This window comes from Myxococcus sp. MxC21-1, from assembly GCF_032612255.1.
Classification (GTDB): Bacteria; Myxococcota; Myxococcia; order Myxococcales; family Myxococcaceae; genus Myxococcus; species Myxococcus virescens.
Window position 1 is genome coordinate 2312903 of record NZ_CP123278.1, and the last position, 15022, is coordinate 2327924.

General features: G+C 70.0%; 17 protein-coding genes and 2 pseudogenes. 8 read left to right on the plus strand and 11 right to left on the minus strand.

All coding sequences use genetic code 11. The annotated features are described in order from the left end of the window. Positions 1 to 50 precede the first annotated feature (50 nt). Genes QEG98_RS10820 through rsmA form a run of 3 tightly spaced genes read left to right on the plus strand, consistent with a single transcriptional unit; the run spans position 51 to position 4745 of the window. Positions 51 to 2834 carry a response regulator gene (locus QEG98_RS10820; protein WP_316566659.1) on the plus strand — a complete coding sequence of 928 codons (2784 nt, stop codon included), beginning with the start codon at positions 51 to 53 and terminating at the stop codon, positions 2832 to 2834. Between the two features lie 49 nt (positions 2835 to 2883). After that, complete coding sequence (gene tsaD / locus QEG98_RS10825) at positions 2884 to 3879, plus strand: tRNA (adenosine(37)-N6)-threonylcarbamoyltransferase complex transferase subunit TsaD (protein WP_316566660.1); 996 nt, start codon at positions 2884 to 2886, stop codon at positions 3877 to 3879. Between the two features lie 14 nt (positions 3880 to 3893). After that, the gene (gene rsmA, locus QEG98_RS10830; RefSeq protein WP_316566661.1) at positions 3894 to 4745 is read left to right on the plus strand and encodes a 16S rRNA (adenine(1518)-N(6)/adenine(1519)-N(6))-dimethyltransferase RsmA; all 852 of its coding nucleotides are present in this window, start codon (positions 3894 to 3896) and stop codon (positions 4743 to 4745) included. 7 nt (positions 4746 to 4752) lie between these two features. On the opposite strand, the gene QEG98_RS10835 is transcribed toward rsmA, so the two are convergent. After that, positions 4753 to 5031, minus strand: coding sequence for a hypothetical protein (locus QEG98_RS10835; RefSeq protein WP_026114296.1), 279 nt, complete (start codon positions 5029 to 5031; stop codon positions 4753 to 4755). A gap of 208 nt (positions 5032 to 5239) precedes the next feature. On the opposite strand from QEG98_RS10835, the gene QEG98_RS10840 reads away from it, so the two are divergent. The 5 genes and pseudogenes from QEG98_RS10840 to QEG98_RS10860 all read left to right on the plus strand — a co-directional run bounded on the left by QEG98_RS10840 (position 5240) and on the right by QEG98_RS10860 (position 8884). Next, on the plus strand, positions 5240 to 5884 hold the full coding sequence (locus QEG98_RS10840) for a deoxynucleoside kinase (protein WP_011552138.1): 645 nt from the start codon (positions 5240 to 5242) through the stop codon (positions 5882 to 5884). 165 nt (positions 5885 to 6049) lie between these two features. Beyond that, positions 6050 to 6967 (plus strand): 3-methyl-2-oxobutanoate hydroxymethyltransferase, encoded by a 918-nt coding sequence (gene panB, locus QEG98_RS10845; protein ID WP_090492000.1) that lies wholly within the window; start codon positions 6050 to 6052, stop codon positions 6965 to 6967. Between the two features lie 2 nt (positions 6968 to 6969). Further along, a pseudogene (gene panC / locus QEG98_RS10850) lies at positions 6970 to 7847 on the plus strand (pantoate--beta-alanine ligase). After that, the gene (gene smpB, locus QEG98_RS10855) at positions 7844 to 8332 is read left to right on the plus strand and encodes an SsrA-binding protein SmpB (protein WP_090492002.1); all 489 of its coding nucleotides are present in this window, start codon (positions 7844 to 7846) and stop codon (positions 8330 to 8332) included. Before panC ends, smpB begins: the two are co-directional and overlap by 4 nt. Before the next feature lie 33 nt (positions 8333 to 8365). Continuing rightward, positions 8366 to 8884 carry a ClpXP protease specificity-enhancing factor SspB gene (locus QEG98_RS10860; protein ID WP_011552142.1) on the plus strand — a complete coding sequence of 173 codons (519 nt, stop codon included), beginning with the start codon at positions 8366 to 8368 and terminating at the stop codon, positions 8882 to 8884. Positions 8885 to 8891: 7 nt separating this feature from the next. On the opposite strand, the gene QEG98_RS10865 is transcribed toward QEG98_RS10860, so the two are convergent. From QEG98_RS10865 to QEG98_RS10910, 10 genes and pseudogenes are all read right to left on the minus strand, one after another. Continuing rightward, the gene (locus QEG98_RS10865) at positions 8892 to 9671 is read right to left on the minus strand and encodes a PEGA domain-containing protein (RefSeq protein ID WP_316566662.1); all 780 of its coding nucleotides are present in this window, start codon (positions 9669 to 9671) and stop codon (positions 8892 to 8894) included. Beyond that, positions 9668 to 10258, minus strand: coding sequence for a serine/threonine-protein kinase (locus tag QEG98_RS10870; RefSeq protein WP_316567865.1), 591 nt, complete (start codon positions 10256 to 10258; stop codon positions 9668 to 9670). Before QEG98_RS10870 ends, QEG98_RS10865 begins: the two co-directional genes overlap by 4 nt. Continuing rightward, positions 10206 to 10445, minus strand: coding sequence for a hypothetical protein (locus tag QEG98_RS10875; protein ID WP_316566663.1), 240 nt, complete (start codon positions 10443 to 10445; stop codon positions 10206 to 10208). Before QEG98_RS10875 ends, QEG98_RS10870 begins: the two co-directional genes overlap by 53 nt. Positions 10446 to 10604: 159 nt before the next feature. Next, a complete protein-coding gene (locus tag QEG98_RS10880) occupies positions 10605 to 10943 on the minus strand; it encodes a DUF971 domain-containing protein (protein ID WP_090492004.1) in 339 nt (112 codons plus the stop codon). Positions 10944 to 10999: 56 nt separating this feature from the next. Then, positions 11000 to 12705, minus strand: a pseudogene (locus QEG98_RS10885) (HD domain-containing phosphohydrolase). 19 nt (positions 12706 to 12724) lie between these two features. Then, on the minus strand, positions 12725 to 12982 hold the full coding sequence (locus tag QEG98_RS10890; protein ID WP_316566664.1) for a fibronectin type III domain-containing protein: 258 nt from the start codon (positions 12980 to 12982) through the stop codon (positions 12725 to 12727). A gap of 35 nt (positions 12983 to 13017) precedes the next feature. Beyond that, positions 13018 to 13329, minus strand: coding sequence for a hypothetical protein (locus QEG98_RS10895; RefSeq protein WP_316566665.1), 312 nt, complete (start codon positions 13327 to 13329; stop codon positions 13018 to 13020). Beyond that, the gene (locus QEG98_RS10900) at positions 13326 to 13619 is read right to left on the minus strand and encodes a LysM peptidoglycan-binding domain-containing protein (protein WP_316566666.1); all 294 of its coding nucleotides are present in this window, start codon (positions 13617 to 13619) and stop codon (positions 13326 to 13328) included. The genes QEG98_RS10895 and QEG98_RS10900 overlap by 4 nt, the downstream gene beginning before the upstream one ends. Then, positions 13616 to 14068, minus strand: coding sequence for a FecR domain-containing protein (locus QEG98_RS10905; protein ID WP_171441281.1), 453 nt, complete (start codon positions 14066 to 14068; stop codon positions 13616 to 13618). The genes QEG98_RS10900 and QEG98_RS10905 overlap by 4 nt, the downstream gene beginning before the upstream one ends. Positions 14069 to 14163: 95 nt before the next feature. Continuing rightward, positions 14164 to 14967 (minus strand): carbon-nitrogen hydrolase family protein, encoded by an 804-nt coding sequence (locus QEG98_RS10910; RefSeq protein WP_316566667.1) that lies wholly within the window; start codon positions 14965 to 14967, stop codon positions 14164 to 14166. Positions 14968 to 15022: the final 55 nt, after the last annotated feature.

A 15022-nucleotide genomic window follows, 5' to 3' on the forward strand; every position in this document is an offset into this window, starting at 1 on the left:
CTCCCGCGTCAGGCTCCCTGGGCCGTCTGCAGTGACGAAAGGCATGGAACGTGGCCAAGCAGCACCTGCTCCTGGTCGATGGTGACGCGAAGAGCCTCCGGGTCATGGAGGTCAGCCTGAAGAAGGCCGGCTTCTCCGTGACGACGGCCATTCACGGCAAGGATGCGCTCGAGAAGGTCCAGATCAGCCCTCCGGACCTCGTGCTCGCGGACACGAAGATGCCGGAGATGGACGGCTTCGAGCTGTGCAAGACGCTCAAGTCCGACGAGCGCTTCAAGTTCATCCCGTTCGTCTTCCTGACGAGTCAGAAGTCGGTCGAGTTCAAGGTGCGCGGCCTGGAGCTTGGCGGTGACGACTACCTGACCAAGCCGATCTACATCAAAGAGATCGTCACCCGCGTGAAGATGATCCTCCAGAAGGCGGAGAAGGAGAGGATCGAGAAGCGGGAGACGACGAAGGGCGGTTTCGCCGGCAGCCTCGCCGACATGGGCGTGGTGGACCTGGTGCAGACCTTCGAGATTGGCCGCAAGACGGGTCTCATCAACATCCAGGGCGAGCGCACCGGCACCGTCTACTTCAAGGACGGACGCGTCATCGACGCGGAGCTGGGGCGGCTCAAGGGCGAGAACGCATTCTACCGGATGCTGAACACCTTCGAGGGCCAGTTCGAGGTGCAGTTCAGCGCGCTGGACCGTCCGGAGCGCATCGAAATCTCCACGCAGGGCCTGCTGATGGAGGGCATGCGCCGCCTCGACGAGTGGGGCCGCATGCTCGAGCAGCTGCCCCCGCTCGAGACGGTGTTCGAGATTGACTACCACCAGCTCGCCGACCGCCTGTCGGAGATTCCGGACGAGGTGAACGGACTCCTGCGGCTCTTCGACGGCAAGCGCGCGTTGAGCCGCGTGGTGGAGGACTCGGACTTCGAGGACCTGGCCGCGCTGGGCATCATCAGCAAGCTGTACTTCGAGGGCCTCATCCGCGAGCTGGGCAACGCGCCGCAGGAGCCGGTGCAGAGCAGCAAGCCCGGCATCGAGCAGTGGCTCAACACCGCGCCGCCCGCCAGCGCGACCGTGGAGCCCGCGCCTCCCGCGCCGGAGTGCCCACCGCAGCCCGTTCCCGAAGCCGCCGTTCCCGAAGCGGCCCCCGAGCCCGTGGCCGCCGCGCCGGAGCCTTCTCCGCGGCCCATGCCGCAGAGCGTGCTCGCGCCTCCCGCGGGCGTGGAGGACGAGCCGGCCGCGCCGCCGCCCGCCGCGCCTGCGCAGCCCGCCAACGTGGTCGTCTTCCACGCGCGGCCCAAGCGCTCGGACACGCCTGAGTACACGCCCGAAGTTCCGGTGACCGAGCCGGTCCCGGAGGTCCCCGCGCAGGAGGCTTCGGCGTTCCTGGTCGAGCCGCCGCCGGCCCACCGCGCCGTGGAGCACGCGCGTCGCAGCCTGCTGTTGGACTGGAGCCGGGTGGACACCGAGGGCATCAGCGCGCCCACCACGTGGGGGCCGGGCTCTGGCTGGTCGCATACGCCGCGGGCCCATGGCGCCGCCTCCTCCGCCTTCGCCGCGAGCGCGCCCGCCTTCGAGCCCGCGCCCTCGCCGCGTGCGCCCATCTTCGGTGGCGCGGCCGTGGCACCCAATCCGTTTCCGCCCGTGCCCCCGCCGACGCCGGCACCGCCGTCATCCGAGGTGACGCTGGTGAGTGGCAGCGGCTACGTGACGCCGCCCATCCCGTCGGTGCAGGTCGATGCGGAGCTCGTGGCCGAAGAGGTCCCCGCCACGCCCCAGCTCGCGCTGCCGCCCTATTCGGGCCACGGCGTGCCCGAACTGTCCGCCGAGCCGCCCACGCCCAGCGCGCCACTGGCCAGCACGGTCGAACCGTCTCTCGCATCGCCGGTGCCGGCTCCGGCTGTCGTGGAGACGCAGCCCGCCGAGCCGGCCGCCGCCGCGTCCGCGACGCCCGGGGAGGTCGCCCCGGATGCCTCCGCGAAGTCCACGGACGCCGGAGTCGTCACGTCCGTGAAGGCAGCGGACGCCGCCCCGGTTGCGCCCGCGACGCCCGTTTCGTCCGTGCAGTCGGCCGAAAGGAAGCCGGCGGCCACTCACACCAGCGACGCAGCCGTGGCCAACGCGGGGCGCTCCAGTCGCACCGGGCTCATCATCGGCGCGGCGGTGGTCCTCATCGGCGCGGTCGCGGCCGTTGTCGCGGGGACGGGCAGCGGTCCGTCGGAGACGCCTCCGTCGAAGCCTCCCGTGGTGGAGACGCAGGCGCCCGTGAACGACGACGCCAGGCCGACGCCACCTCCGGAGAAGGCGCCACCGCTCGAAGAGGCCACGGCCAAGGCCCCCGAGGCTCCGCCGGAGCCGCCCGCCGCTACACCGGATGCGGGCACGGCCATTGCCGAGGCGCCGAAGCCGCCCGAGGCGACCCCCACCGAGACCACCACTCCGTCTGCGCCCGCCGTGGATCCGGAGGTCGAGTTCGCCACGTTGGTGAAGCAGGCGAAGGCGGCCATCGTCAGTCAGCGGTTCCGGTCGGCGGCGGGAAGCTATCGCAAGGCGCTGGCGCTCAAGCCGACGGCCACGGAGGCGAAGGCGGGCCTGGGCATCGCGCTGGTGAACGGCTTCACCACGGACGGGGCCTACCGCGAGGCGGCCAAGCTGTTGCAAGAGGTCGTCAAGGAAGAGGGCTCCAACGCCCGTGCCTGGCTGTCGCTGGGCATGGCGCTACAGTTCACCGGCAAGAATTCCCAGGCGGCCGACGCCTACAAGCAGTACTTGTTGCTGGAACCGACGGGGTCTTCCGCCGAAGAGGTCCGCACGTTGCTCAGGGGGCTGGGCAACTGAGCGGGGGCGGCCCCACTTCCTTCATTGGCCCCCTGAGAAGTGAGCCGCCTTGCTCGTCCTAGGACTGGAAACCTCGTGTGATGAGACTGCTGCCGCCGTCGTGGAGGACGGCCGCCGCGCGTTGTCGGATGTCGTCTCCACGCAGGTGGACATCCACCGGCGGTGGGGTGGGGTGGTGCCGGAGCTGGCCAGTCGCAACCACACCGTCCAGGTGCTGCCCGTCGTCCACGAGGCGCTGACGCGGGCGAACAAGACGCTCGACGACGTGGACCTCATCGCCGTCACGTCCGGCCCGGGCCTCATCGGCGCGCTGCTGGTGGGCGTGCAGGTGGCCAAGGGCCTGAGCCTGGCGACGGGCAAGCCCTTCGTGGGCGCCAACCACCTGGAGGGCCACCTGCTGGCCATCCGGCTGTTGGAGGTGGCGCCGGAGCCGCCGTTCCTCGGGCTCGTTGTCTCCGGCGGGCACACCAGCCTCTACGAGGTGCAGGCCTACGGGCAGTACCGGCTGGTGGGCAGCACGCGCGACGACGCGGCCGGCGAGGCGTATGACAAGACCGCTCGCATCCTCGGCCTGCCATATCCGGGCGGGCAGCCCATCGACCAGCTGGCGCAGCAGGGGAACCCGGAGGCCATCCGTTTCCCACGCGCGCTGCCGGGCGACAACTTCGACGTGTCCTTCTCCGGGCTGAAGACGGCGGTGCTGCACCATGTGCAGAAGCACGGCGTGCCGCAGGGGCAGGCGCTGGCGGATTTGTGCGCGTCCTTCCAGGAGGCCGTAGCGGACGTGCTGTCGAAGAAGCTGGTGGCCGCCGCGCGCCGGTTGGGCCACAAGCAGCTGGTGCTGTGCGGCGGCGTCGCCGCGAACTCACGGCTGCGGGCACTGTGTCAGGCGCGGGCCGAGGAGCGGGGGTTGAACATGTTCCTGCCCCCGGTGCGGCTGTGCACGGACAATGGCGCCATGATTGCGGTGGCGGGGTATGAGGCGTACCGCCGCGGCCTGCGCGGAGATTTCCGCCTCGCCGCCGACCCGGCCTGGCGCATGTAGAGGGGAGCAGACGGGTGGAATCGCCTAGAGACATCCTCAAGCGGCATGGCCTGCGCGCCAAGTACAGCTGGGGGCAGAACTTCCTCGGAGACGAGGACGCGCTGGAGGCCATCGCCGACGCGCTGAACCTGCGCGCCGATGAGCCGGTGGTGGAGCTGGGCCCGGGCCTGGGCCACCTCACGCGCTTCCTGGCCGCCACCGGGGCTCGCGTCACCGCCGTGGAGCGGGACCGGGACATGGTGATGGTGCTGGAGAAGGAAGCCATCCCCGGCGTGCGTGTGGTGTCCGGCAACGCGGCCACGGTGGACTTCGCCCAGGTGGCTGGCGCGCCCGACGTCGCGGTGGCGGGAAACCTCCCGTACCACCTCACCAGCCCCATTCTCTTCCGAGTGCTGGAGCAGCGGGCCCATGTCTCGCGCGCGGTCTTCACGCTCCAGAAGGAAGTGGTGGAGCGGCTCGCCGCGGAGCCCGGCAACCGAGACTACGGCCTGCTGACGGTGCTGCTGGGCATGCACTACGACGCGGACAACGTCCTCACGCTGGAGGCCTGGCGCTTCCATCCGCCCCCGAAGGTGGACTCCGCGGTGCTGCGGCTCACCCGCCGCAAGTCGCCGCGCGCGCCCATCATCGACGAGGCCCGCTTCACCCGCGTGGTGAAGGCGTCCTTCGCGCACCGGCGCAAGACGCTCATCAACTCCATCAAGTCGGACCCGACGCTCGGGACGACGGAGACGCTCATCGCCGCCCTGGAGGCCGCGGGGGTGGATCCGCAGCGCCGCGCGGAGACGCTGACTCCCGAGGAGTTCGCCGCCATCGAGCGCGCGCTCGGCTCCGTGACGCCAGCTTCGTCCACGCCCGCGGAGTAGGGCGCCGCTAGCGTCCGCGCATGCCCAGTGCCTGGAGCAGGCCGCCTTGCTGCTCCAGGTAGGCGAAGAACTCGGCTTCGGGGATGCGCATCCGGGCGAGCACGCCGCGGAGGATGTCCTCCACGGTGCCGTCCTGCCGGCGCTTCAGCTCCATGGCCGTCTTGAGCAACACCACGCCATAGAGCGGATCCGGCTCCACGGGAGGTGTGGGCGCTCGCTGGGTGGGCGTGCTCTGGCGGGCCTCTTCCAGCCGCACCACTGTCTTCGCCCGCTGTCTGCCGCTCATGTCCGGAGACCACCCCGCGCACACGCCAAGAAGTCGCGCGGACCGTAGGAGATGCGTCTCGGAGCGTCAAGGGACGCGGGACGCCGTGGAAAATTGCCGGATTCCAGCGGCCGTGTTGTGTTATCCGCCCGCGTGCGTGGCCGCGCCTTCGCGCGATGTCTCGCGCGCGGTCTCAAAGCGCATTCCGCGGGCGGGAGGCCTCGGGCGGATGGACTACCGGTATATCGTGGTGGAAGGGCCCATTGGCGTGGGCAAGACGAGCCTCTCCAACATCCTCGCGGAGCGTCTGGCGGGACGGCGCATCCTCGAAGTGGTGGAGGAGAACCCCTTCCTTTCCAGCTTCTACACGGACCGGCAGAAGTTCGCGTTCCAGACGCAGATCTTCTTCCTGCTGTCGCGCTTCCGTCAGCAGCAGGAGCTGTTCCAGCAGGACCTCTTCAGCTCGATGACGGTCAGCGACTACCTGTTCGCCAAGGACCGCATCTTCGCGCACCTCAACCTGGACGCGCACGAGCTGGCCCTCTACGAGCGCGTCTTCGAGGCGCTGGGGCCCCGCGTGGCCAAGCCGGACCTGGTCATCTACCTCCAGGCCCGCCTGGACGTGCTCCTGCACCGCATCAAGAAGCGCGGGCGGGAGTTCGAGCGCAAGTTCGACCCCACGTACCTGGAGGGGCTCGTCCACTCCTACAACAACTTCTTCTTCCACTACACGGACACCCCGCTCCTCGTCGTGGATACCTCGGACATCGACTTCGTGAATGTCGAGGCAGACAGGGAAGACCTGCTTGCCACCATCCGGAAGGCGAAGCCGGGCACGCAGCATTACGTTCCGAAGGCTTCCCGCCGGGGCTGAAAGTCAGGCTCCTGGTGGGACGTCCGCCTTCAATGCCCCCACGACAGGCGCGGGGGCGTTAGAGTGCGGTGGCGGGCTCAGGGCTCCCGGCGATCCCCAGTGGGGACGGCGAGGCGCGAATGGGCCCGTCAGGCCGTTCAACCCGTAGCCAATAGGAGGTGAACCGTGAAGGACAAGGTCACCATCCACACGCTGAAGCGCTTCAAGCAGATCGGTCAGAAGATCTGCATGGTCACCGCTTACGACGCCACGTTCGCCCACATCCTCGAAGAGGCAGGCGCGGACGTGCTGCTGATAGGCGACTCGCTGGGCATGGTCATCCAGGGGCATGACTCCACGCTGCCGGTGACGATGGACCAGATGGTCTACCACACGGCCGCCGTGGCCCGTGGCGCGCGCCGGGCGCACGTCGTGGCCGACCTGCCGTTCATGAGCTACCAGGTGTCGAACCAGGAAGCGGTCCGCAACGCGGGCCGGCTGGTGGCGGAAGGCGGCGCGGGCAGCATCAAGCTGGAGGGCGGCGCTGAGTTCGCGGACACGGTGCGGGCCATCGTCCGCGCGAGCATCCCCGTCATGGGACACCTGGGGCTGACGCCGCAGTCCGTCCACAAGATGGGCGGCTACGTCGTCCAGGGCCGCGGCGAGGACCAGGCGCGGCAGATTCTGGAGGACGCGCTGGCGCTGGAGCAGGCCGGGGCCTACGCGCTGGTGCTGGAAGGTGTGCCCATGGACCTGGCGCGCACCGTGACGCAGCGCCTGTCCATCCCCACCATCGGCATTGGCGCCGGCGTGGACTGTGATGGCCAGGTGCTCGTCTGCTACGACCTGCTGGGCATGAACCCGGACTTCAAGCCGAAGTTCGTGAAGCGCTACGCCAACCTCCACGGCTCGATTACCGAGGCCGCGGGCGCGTACTTTGCGGAGGTCCGCCAGGGCGCGTTCCCGGACGAGGAGCACTCCTTCAAGGCGACCAAGAACATCCGGCTGGCGCCGGGGGCTCCGGCTCCGGCGGCCCGGGTGGAGCCGTCCGCGCCCGCCGAGGCTGGCGACAAGCTGGGCCCCGTCTACGGGAGACCCGCCTAGTCATGGCTCCCGCCGTCCTGAAAACCATTGCGGACGTGAAGGACTGGACGGCGGGGCTGCGCCGGGAGGGGCACCGGCTCGCGCTGGTGCCCACCATGGGCTTCCTGCATGAAGGTCACCTCTCGCTCATTCGCGAGGGGCGGCGCCGCGCGGACGTGGTGGCCGTGTCCATCTTCGTGAACCCCACGCAGTTCGGGCCGAAGGAGGACTTGTCCCGCTACCCCCGCGACTTCGAGGGTGACGTCGCCAAGTGCATCAGCGCGGGCGCGCAGGTCATCTTCGCGCCCGCGGGCCCGGAGGTGATGTACCCGCAGGGCTACCAGACGTACGTGGAGGTGACGGACGTCAGCCAGGGCCTGTGCGGGGCCCGGCGTCCGGGGCACTTCCGCGGGGTGGCCACCGTCGTCACGAAGCTGCTGACGCTGTTCCGCCCGGAGGTGGCGCTCTTCGGGGAGAAGGACTACCAGCAGCTCCAGGTCATCCGGGCGCTCAACCAGGACCTGCACCTGGGCGCGGACATCGTCGGCATGCCGACGGTGCGCGAGCCGGACGGCCGGCGATGAGCAGCCGCAATGCCTACTTGTCCCCCGAGGAGCGGCAGCGGGCGCTGGCCCTGTCCCGGGGGCTCAAGGCCGCCCAGGCGCTGCTGCGCGAGGGCACGCGGGAGTCGGAGCCCCTGGTGGCGGCCGTCCGGCGCGAATTGGAGGCGGCGGGGCTCCGGGAAGACTACGTGGAACTGGTGGATGCGGAACGGCTGACGCCTCTGGCTTCGGTGGCGCCCGGGCCGCCTGCCCGGTTGCTCGTCGCGGCCTTCAGTGGCACGACGCGCCTCATCGACAACATGCAGTTGGGTGGTGAGGAGAACGCGGGACGCGTATGACATCCGGAGGGAAGTCAAAGGGAGTGGGCAGTGAGCCCGGCGTGAGGGTCATCGCGGAAAACCGTCGTGCGCGTTTCGACTACACGGTCGACGAAAAGCTGGAGGCCGGGCTGGCGCTCACGGGAAGCGAGGTGAAGTCTCTGCGAGACGGAATCGCCAATCTGTCGGACGCCTACGCGCTCCCCAAGGGGGACGAGCTCTTCCTGCTCAACGCGAACATCGGCTCCTACAAGGCGGCGAGCTTCTTCGACCACCTTCCCACTCGGGGGCGCAAGTTGTTGATGCACCGAGGAGAAATCGACCGTTGGACGGCGAAGGTGCGTGAGCGGGGTTATTCGATCATCCCGCTTGTGCTGTACTTCAGGAACGGCCGTGCCAAGGTGGAGCTGGGGCTCTGCCGGGGCAAGACGCACGAGGACCGGCGCCACGACATCAAGGAGCGGGAGACGAAGCGGGAGATGGACCGGGCGATGCGCCGACGTTGAGAGGGGCGCCCGAAGTTCTTTCGCCGTACACCGATGGACGACAAGAAGGTTCTCGACAAGAAGGAGCGGCTGCTGGCCGCGCTCGACCAGGGCATGGTGATGATTCACCTGGACGCGCGTCGTCCGGGCGTGCTCGTCCCAGCCTCCGTCAAGACGGAGGCGCACCTGCGCCTCAATCTCTCGTACCGGTTCGACCCACCGGACCTCACGGTGGGCGAGTGGGGCGTGCGCTCCACGCTGAGCTTCTCCGGCTCGCGCTTCACCATCGCGGTGCCGTGGTCGGCGTTGTTCGCCATCGCCAGCCACGTGACGAAGGAGTTCTGGATGTACCCGGAGGACATGCCGCCGGAGTTGCTCCAGCAGACGGCCGCGTCACGTCCGGCGCAGCCCCTGCCCGTCGCTCCCGTGCCGGTGGCGGCGGAGCGCCCGCGCACCTTCCTCCGGGAAGTGCAGGGCGAGCGGCGCGATGAGCCGCCCGCTGATGTTCCGCCCGCGGACGGACCGCCGGACGAGCCGCCGCCGCGTCGTGGCCACCTGCGCCTGGTGAAGTGAGGCGCGTTCAGCGCTTCAGCTTCGCCTCGATGTGGGCGGCCTCGCCGCCGGAGAACGTCCCCTTCCATGTTCGGTGGCCTTTGAGCCGGACCTGGATGGGGACGCGTCCCGCTGGAAAGCGGTTCTCGAGCAGCAGCGGCGTCGTCCCCAGCTCCGCGTCTCGGACCCAGACGGTGGCTCCAGGCGGGTCGCTGTCGATGCGCAGCATCGGGGCCGACAGGCGGAGCCCCGTCGCCGACATCACCCGAATGAGCAGGGTGGAGCGCTGAGGCCACAGCCAGATGCCGGTGCCCACCAGCAGCGCCACGAGCAGCAGTCCCAGTGCCCGTTTCAGGCGCGAGCGCCGGAGGAGGGCGGCCTCATCGGGCCAGTCGCTCGCTGGCGAGGGCGGCCGCTCCGCCAGCTCCAGTGCATCGGCGTCGGTCTGGAGCACGCTCTTCGCGCCCGGCGTGACGTGCGTCTGGGGGACACTCTCCGCGAGCGTCTGATGCGCGGTGAGCTCGAGGCCCGCGGATGGCGCGAAGGCGCCCGGAGCGGTGGGCGTGCGAGGCGTTGCCGCCGCGCCCGTCGAGGCATCCGGCCACATCGCGCAGTGTGAGCACCGCGCTCGGGGCGAGGAGAGCACGTGGTTGCATCGAGGGCAGCGATGCACCATCCGCCCACTGACGCTGAGCGCCGCGCCGCCCGGCATGGAGAGAGGCTCTTCTTCCGGCGCAGCGGCCTCGGCGGGCGACGGCGTCTGCACGGCCATCGCCAGCGAACCCGCGTCAGCCTGTGCCTGCGTCACGGGGGCCTGGACGCCGTTGCCTGTTCACTCAGGGGCGGCGGCAATCCCAGCCCGCGAAGGAACGCGGCCAGCGTCTGCGACGTCGCGGGCTCGCCGACTTGGGCCAACCACCGGGCAAAGCCTTCGGCCAGTGACTCCGGCGAGTGGAAGCGCTCCTGGGGCGCCCTCGCCAGCATGCGCATGACGGCGCCCGCCAGGGGTGAGGGCACACCCTGCGGTGGCTCCACGGGCCTTGTCAGGATGGCGTAGGCCACCGCGCTCGCGTCCTGCTCGGTGTGGAACGGATGCCGCCCCGTGAGCAGCTCGTAGAACACGATGCCCAGGGAGAACTGGTCGCTCGCGGCGGTGGCGGGAGCGCCTTGCAGCACCTCGGGCGCGGTGTACGCCTCCTTCCCTCGGAAGACGCCGGGCGCGGTGTGGGCCGGGCCGGCCATCCGCGCGATGCCGAAGTCCGTCAGCTTCACCTCGCCCTCGCGAGACACCAGCACGTTGGAGGGCGACACGTCGCGGTGGGCCACCATCACCGGCCGCCCGTCATGCACCTTCCGGTAGGCATGGCCGAGCCCCGCCAGGGCCTGATGGACGATGAAGGCGGCCGGTGCGGAGGAAGCGCACGCCCCGGAGCGCGGCCGAGCGCAGCAGCACGCCCAAGTCCCACCCGTCCACCAGCTCCATCACCAGGAAGAGCCCTTCGGGGCCCTGTCCCACGTCATGGACGGTGGCGATGTTCTGGTGTTGCAGCAGCGTGGCCAGCCGGGCCTCTGCCAGGAACATGCGCGCGATGTCCGGCTCGCGAGCCGGTGGGGGAGCACCCGCTTGATGGCCACCGGCCGCTCGAATCCCTCCGCGCCGCGCGCGACGCCGAGGAAGAGCTCCGCCATGCCTCCAGAGGCCAGCGGGCGAACGAGCCGGTAGCGTTCGTTCACGGGGCGCTCACGCGGCGGGCTGGGTGATGTCGCGCAGCAGCTTCCAGGGATAGATGCCGGTGGTGTGGCCGTCGCTGAAGCTGAAGGCCAGCGCGTAGTTGCCCACGGGCTGCACCTGCTTGATGCGCAGGTCGGCGGGGACCTTCGACGGGTCCAGCGTCCGCTTGTTCGTCCATTCGTCCACGCACGCGGCGCAGGGGCACTGCTGGCGCAGCACCTGTGCGGTGGCGCCCGTCTTCACCCCGTCGTCCCACGTCAGGTCCAGGCGCGCGCCATCCGAGGACAGCTGTGCGTCCGTCGCGGTGACGGCTTGGGGGGCGGGCTTGATGCGGTCCCAGAAGCTCAACGTTTCACCTTCCAGAGTCTCAACAGTCTTGCGCCCTCCCTACCATCCTTCGGCCGTCAGGAGGCGAGCTTCACGGGCAGCCGGTGGCCCTCCAGCCGCACGCCCTGCTTCGCCAGCACCTGCTTCAGGGCCTGGACGACCTTCGGGTCCAACTGGGCGCCGCTGAGGTTGTCGAGGATTTCCATCGCCTTCTCCAGCGGCATGGCCTTCTGGTACGGGCGGGTGGAGGTGCAGGCGTCGAAGGTGTCCGCACACGCGACGATGCGGGCCAACAGGGGAATGTCCTCGCCCTTGAGCTTGTCCGGGTAGCCGGTGCCGTCCCAGCGCTCATGGTGGTGGCGGACGCACGCGCGCACCGCGCCCAGGAAGCTCACCGGACCGATGATGGCGTCACCGATGGCGGGGTGCTCGCGCATGATGGCCATCTCCTGGTCCGTGAGCTTCGTCTGCTTGCAGAGGATGGACTCCACGATGCCAATCTTCCCGATGTCGTGGAGGATGCCGCCGTACTGCAGCTGCCGCAGCTCGCGCTCGGTGAGGCTCAGCTCCCGGCCAATCTGCACGGAGACGTCGCCCACGCGCTGGCTGTGGCCGCGGGTGTACGCGTCCTTCGAATCGATGGAGTTCGCCAGCGCGACGATGGTCTCCAGGTAGCCCTTCTCCAGGCTCTCGTAGAGGCCGCGGTTCTCCATGTCGTACGCGAGCAGCTGCTTGCTCATGTAGTTGAACGTCTGCGCCAGCTCGCCCAGCTCGTTCTTCTGCTTGATGTCCACCTCGACGCCGAACTTGCCGTGCGCCAGCTCCAGCGCGCCGCTGATGAAGCCCTTGAGCGGCCGGGTGAGGTTTCGCGAGAAGAGCGCCGCCAGCACCACCGCCACCAGGATGGCCGCCCCCAGACCCAGGAGGATGCGCTGCTCCATGGTGTCCACCTGACGGTAGGCGTGCTCCACGGGTTGCTCGGAGACGATGGCCCAGCCCGTCTCGGGGAGCACCGTGTACGCGGCCACCACCGCGTCCCGGCCCTCGCCGAAGTTGCCGACGTGGAACAGCTCCATGTCCGACTTGCCCACCAACTGCTTCAGCAGGTGCGCCACCGGGCCGCGCTGCGCCACGTCCTCGCCCAGGCCGGCGACGCCGCCACCGCCCGCCACGAGGTGCCCGTGCCGGTCCGCCAGATAGGCGAAGCCGGTGCTGCCCACGCGCTCCTGCTCCAGCATCTTCCGCAGGTCGGCCAGGGACAGGTCCGCCGCGATGTACCCTCGGACGGGCTCGCCCAGGGGAAGGCCAGCGTCAGCACCGGCTCGCTGCCCTGCGGGCCCTTCACCACGTCCGCGTAGCGCACGCCCTCGATGTTCTCGAGCAGCGCCCGCGCGCGCTCCTCATGTCCGGCCAGCGCGGTGGGCGGCACGTCGTGCTTGGAGAAGGCCTGGAGTCCCGGCAGCCGCTGGCGGTTGGCGTCGAACACGGTGAGCGCCAGCACATCGCGCCGCTGGTTGAGCACCGAGGCCAGGTGCGTCTGCTGCGCTTCCAGGGGCAGGCCGAAGAAGCCGGGCACGCGGGCCAGGCCCAGCACCGCGTCGGTGGGCTCGCCGAGGAAGATTTCGGCCTTGAGGCGCAGCTGCTTCACGCGCTCCTGTGCCAGTTCCTGGGCGTCGCGCACCAGGAGCTCCCGGGTGTGGGAGACGGAGAGCCACCCCACCATCAGCGTGGGGACGACGCCCACCACCAGCATCAACAGGAGGATGGCTTTGAACAGGCGCACGGCGTGGCTCCTCCAGGGGTTACTGCCACTGGCCCTTCTTCACTTCGAGTTTGAGGCGCTCGGACACCAGCTCGAAGTGCCTGGGCGCGCTGGGCTCGGACGGGCCCGCGGGGCCCACCGCGCGCACCGTCCACCGGTAGCTTCCCGCGGGTAGCACTGGCAGCTTCGCTTCCAGGCTGGTGACTGTCTGGGTGAAGACGGCGCGTTGCTCCTGCGCGCGCGACACTTCCACTTCATAACGTTCCGCGCCCCGAACAGCCTCCCAGGTCAGCTTCACCGGGCCCAGGTGCCCGTCCCGGTCGGGGCGCCGCTTCAGGCGCGCGGAATCCTCCGGTTGCCCGGGGCTGGGAGCCACCAGCGGCCGAAGGGGCGCGGGGGCGGATGGCCCTTCTCCACGCGGATGGATTCACCCTTGGCGACGGGCTGGGTGACGCCCTCGGCCTCCACGCGGACCGGCGGGCCGTGCTTCACGGTGACGGTGGTGCTGTCGCCGTCGCCCACCTCCACGGAGAACGCGGAGGACTGCGGCGAGCGGTCCGCCGCCACCAGCTTCCCCACGGCATTGGCCTCCGAGGCCGCCTGCGTGTAGCGCGCCTCGCGGAAATGGGACTCCGCGACCTTCAATCGGGAGGAAACCGCAGGGGGACGCTCGCATCCTTCGAGCTGGCCACCAGCGTGCGCGCCGTCTCCAGGGCCTTCTGCGCCAGCACGCGCTCATGGCCGGGCACCTTCAGCCGGGTCCCCGCCGCCACGTCGTCCGAGGAAAGTCCGTTGAGTGCGCGCAGCTCCCCCGCGGCGCGCGCGTCGCCCAGGGTGCGCTGGGCCACCTGGCGCAGGGATTCGTTGGGGCCCACCACCACGGTGCCCGGGGGCGTCGTGCCCAGCCATGTGAGGAGGAGGAGCGCCGCCTTCATTGGAAGACAATCTCCCTTCCCGCCTGGATGGTGGCGGACGGCGTGGTGACGGACAGGGACTGGGTGGCGGGCTTCTCCAGCTCCGCGTCGATGCGGCCCCGCAACACGGTGAGGTCCGTGCGCTGCTGGCCGGGGCGGGTGCGCGTCTCCGCGATGCTGATGAGCGAGTCCCCGGTGAGGTGCACCGTGCTGCCGTTGGCGGCGAAGACGATGTCGGTGCCGGCGCCCGCCTCGGTGCGGACCTTGTCATTCTCGTAGAGCGGCTGGCCTTCCCGGGCGGGGCTCCACTCATCGGCCGTGGCGCGCTTGATTTGGACGCCGCCCTTCATGGCTCGCAGGTGTGCGCGGTGCGTGGCCACCGTGGGAGGCGTTGCCGCGTCGGGCGCGGACGGACGCTCATCGGCGGTGCAGCCGGCGGGGAGGGCCGAAAGCGCGAGGGCAAGCAACATGGGAGACCAGCGTCGTCCGTTCACGAGAGGAGTTCCGGGGGACCCGAAGTCTATCGAAGGTGGACCCGAGGGGGGCGGGCCTGGGTACACGCACGCTAGTCCAAACGGCGGTGCTCCAGGCAGGGGAGGTTGCGTCGGATGCGTGCTTGCAGCTCCGGGTCCAACGGTGCCAGCGCCAGCCCCTCGCCCTCGGAGGCCCGCGCCGTCACCAGTCCCCAGGGGTCCACCACCAGGGCGTGGCCATAGGTGACGCGGTTGGCGGAGTGCCGGCCTCCCTGAGCGGGCGCCAGCACGTACGCCTGGTTCTCGATGGCGCGGGCCCGCAGGAGCACTTCCCAGTGGTCCTTGCCTGTCATGAGGGTGAAGGCCGCCGGGACCGCCAGCAGTGTGGCGCCTTCGCGGGACAGCCGCCGGTACAGTTCGGGGAACCGCAGGTCGTAGCAGACGGACAGCCCCAGCCGGCCGACCTCCGTCTCAGCGGAGACCACCTCCGTCCCCGGCGCCACCGCCGCGGACTCCTGATAGGTCGCACCATCTCCTACCTCGACGTCGAAGAGGTGGATTTTCCGGTACACGGCCAGCCGCTCGCCGCCGGGGCCGAAGAGGACGCTGGTGTTGTAGAGGCGCCCACCCGGCGCGCCCGTCTCCAGCACGCTGCCGGCCAGCAGCGTCACCTTCAGCTCCCGGGCCAGGCTGGCCATCCGGGACAGCGTCGGACCGTCGAGCCCCTCGGCGGCGTCCTGCCGCTCGGGTTCCGGCCCCATCCAGGAGAAGTTCTCGGGGAGGCCCACCAGCCGGGCACCCAGTGCGGCGGCGCGCCGGACGAGCCGGGTCGCGGCTTCCAGGTTATGGGCCTTGTCGGCGGTGGACACCATCTGCGCGGCGGCGATGAGGTGCATGGGCGCGTTATAACCCCCATGGGGCCTCGGAACCCCTGGGAATTCCTCGCCCTGC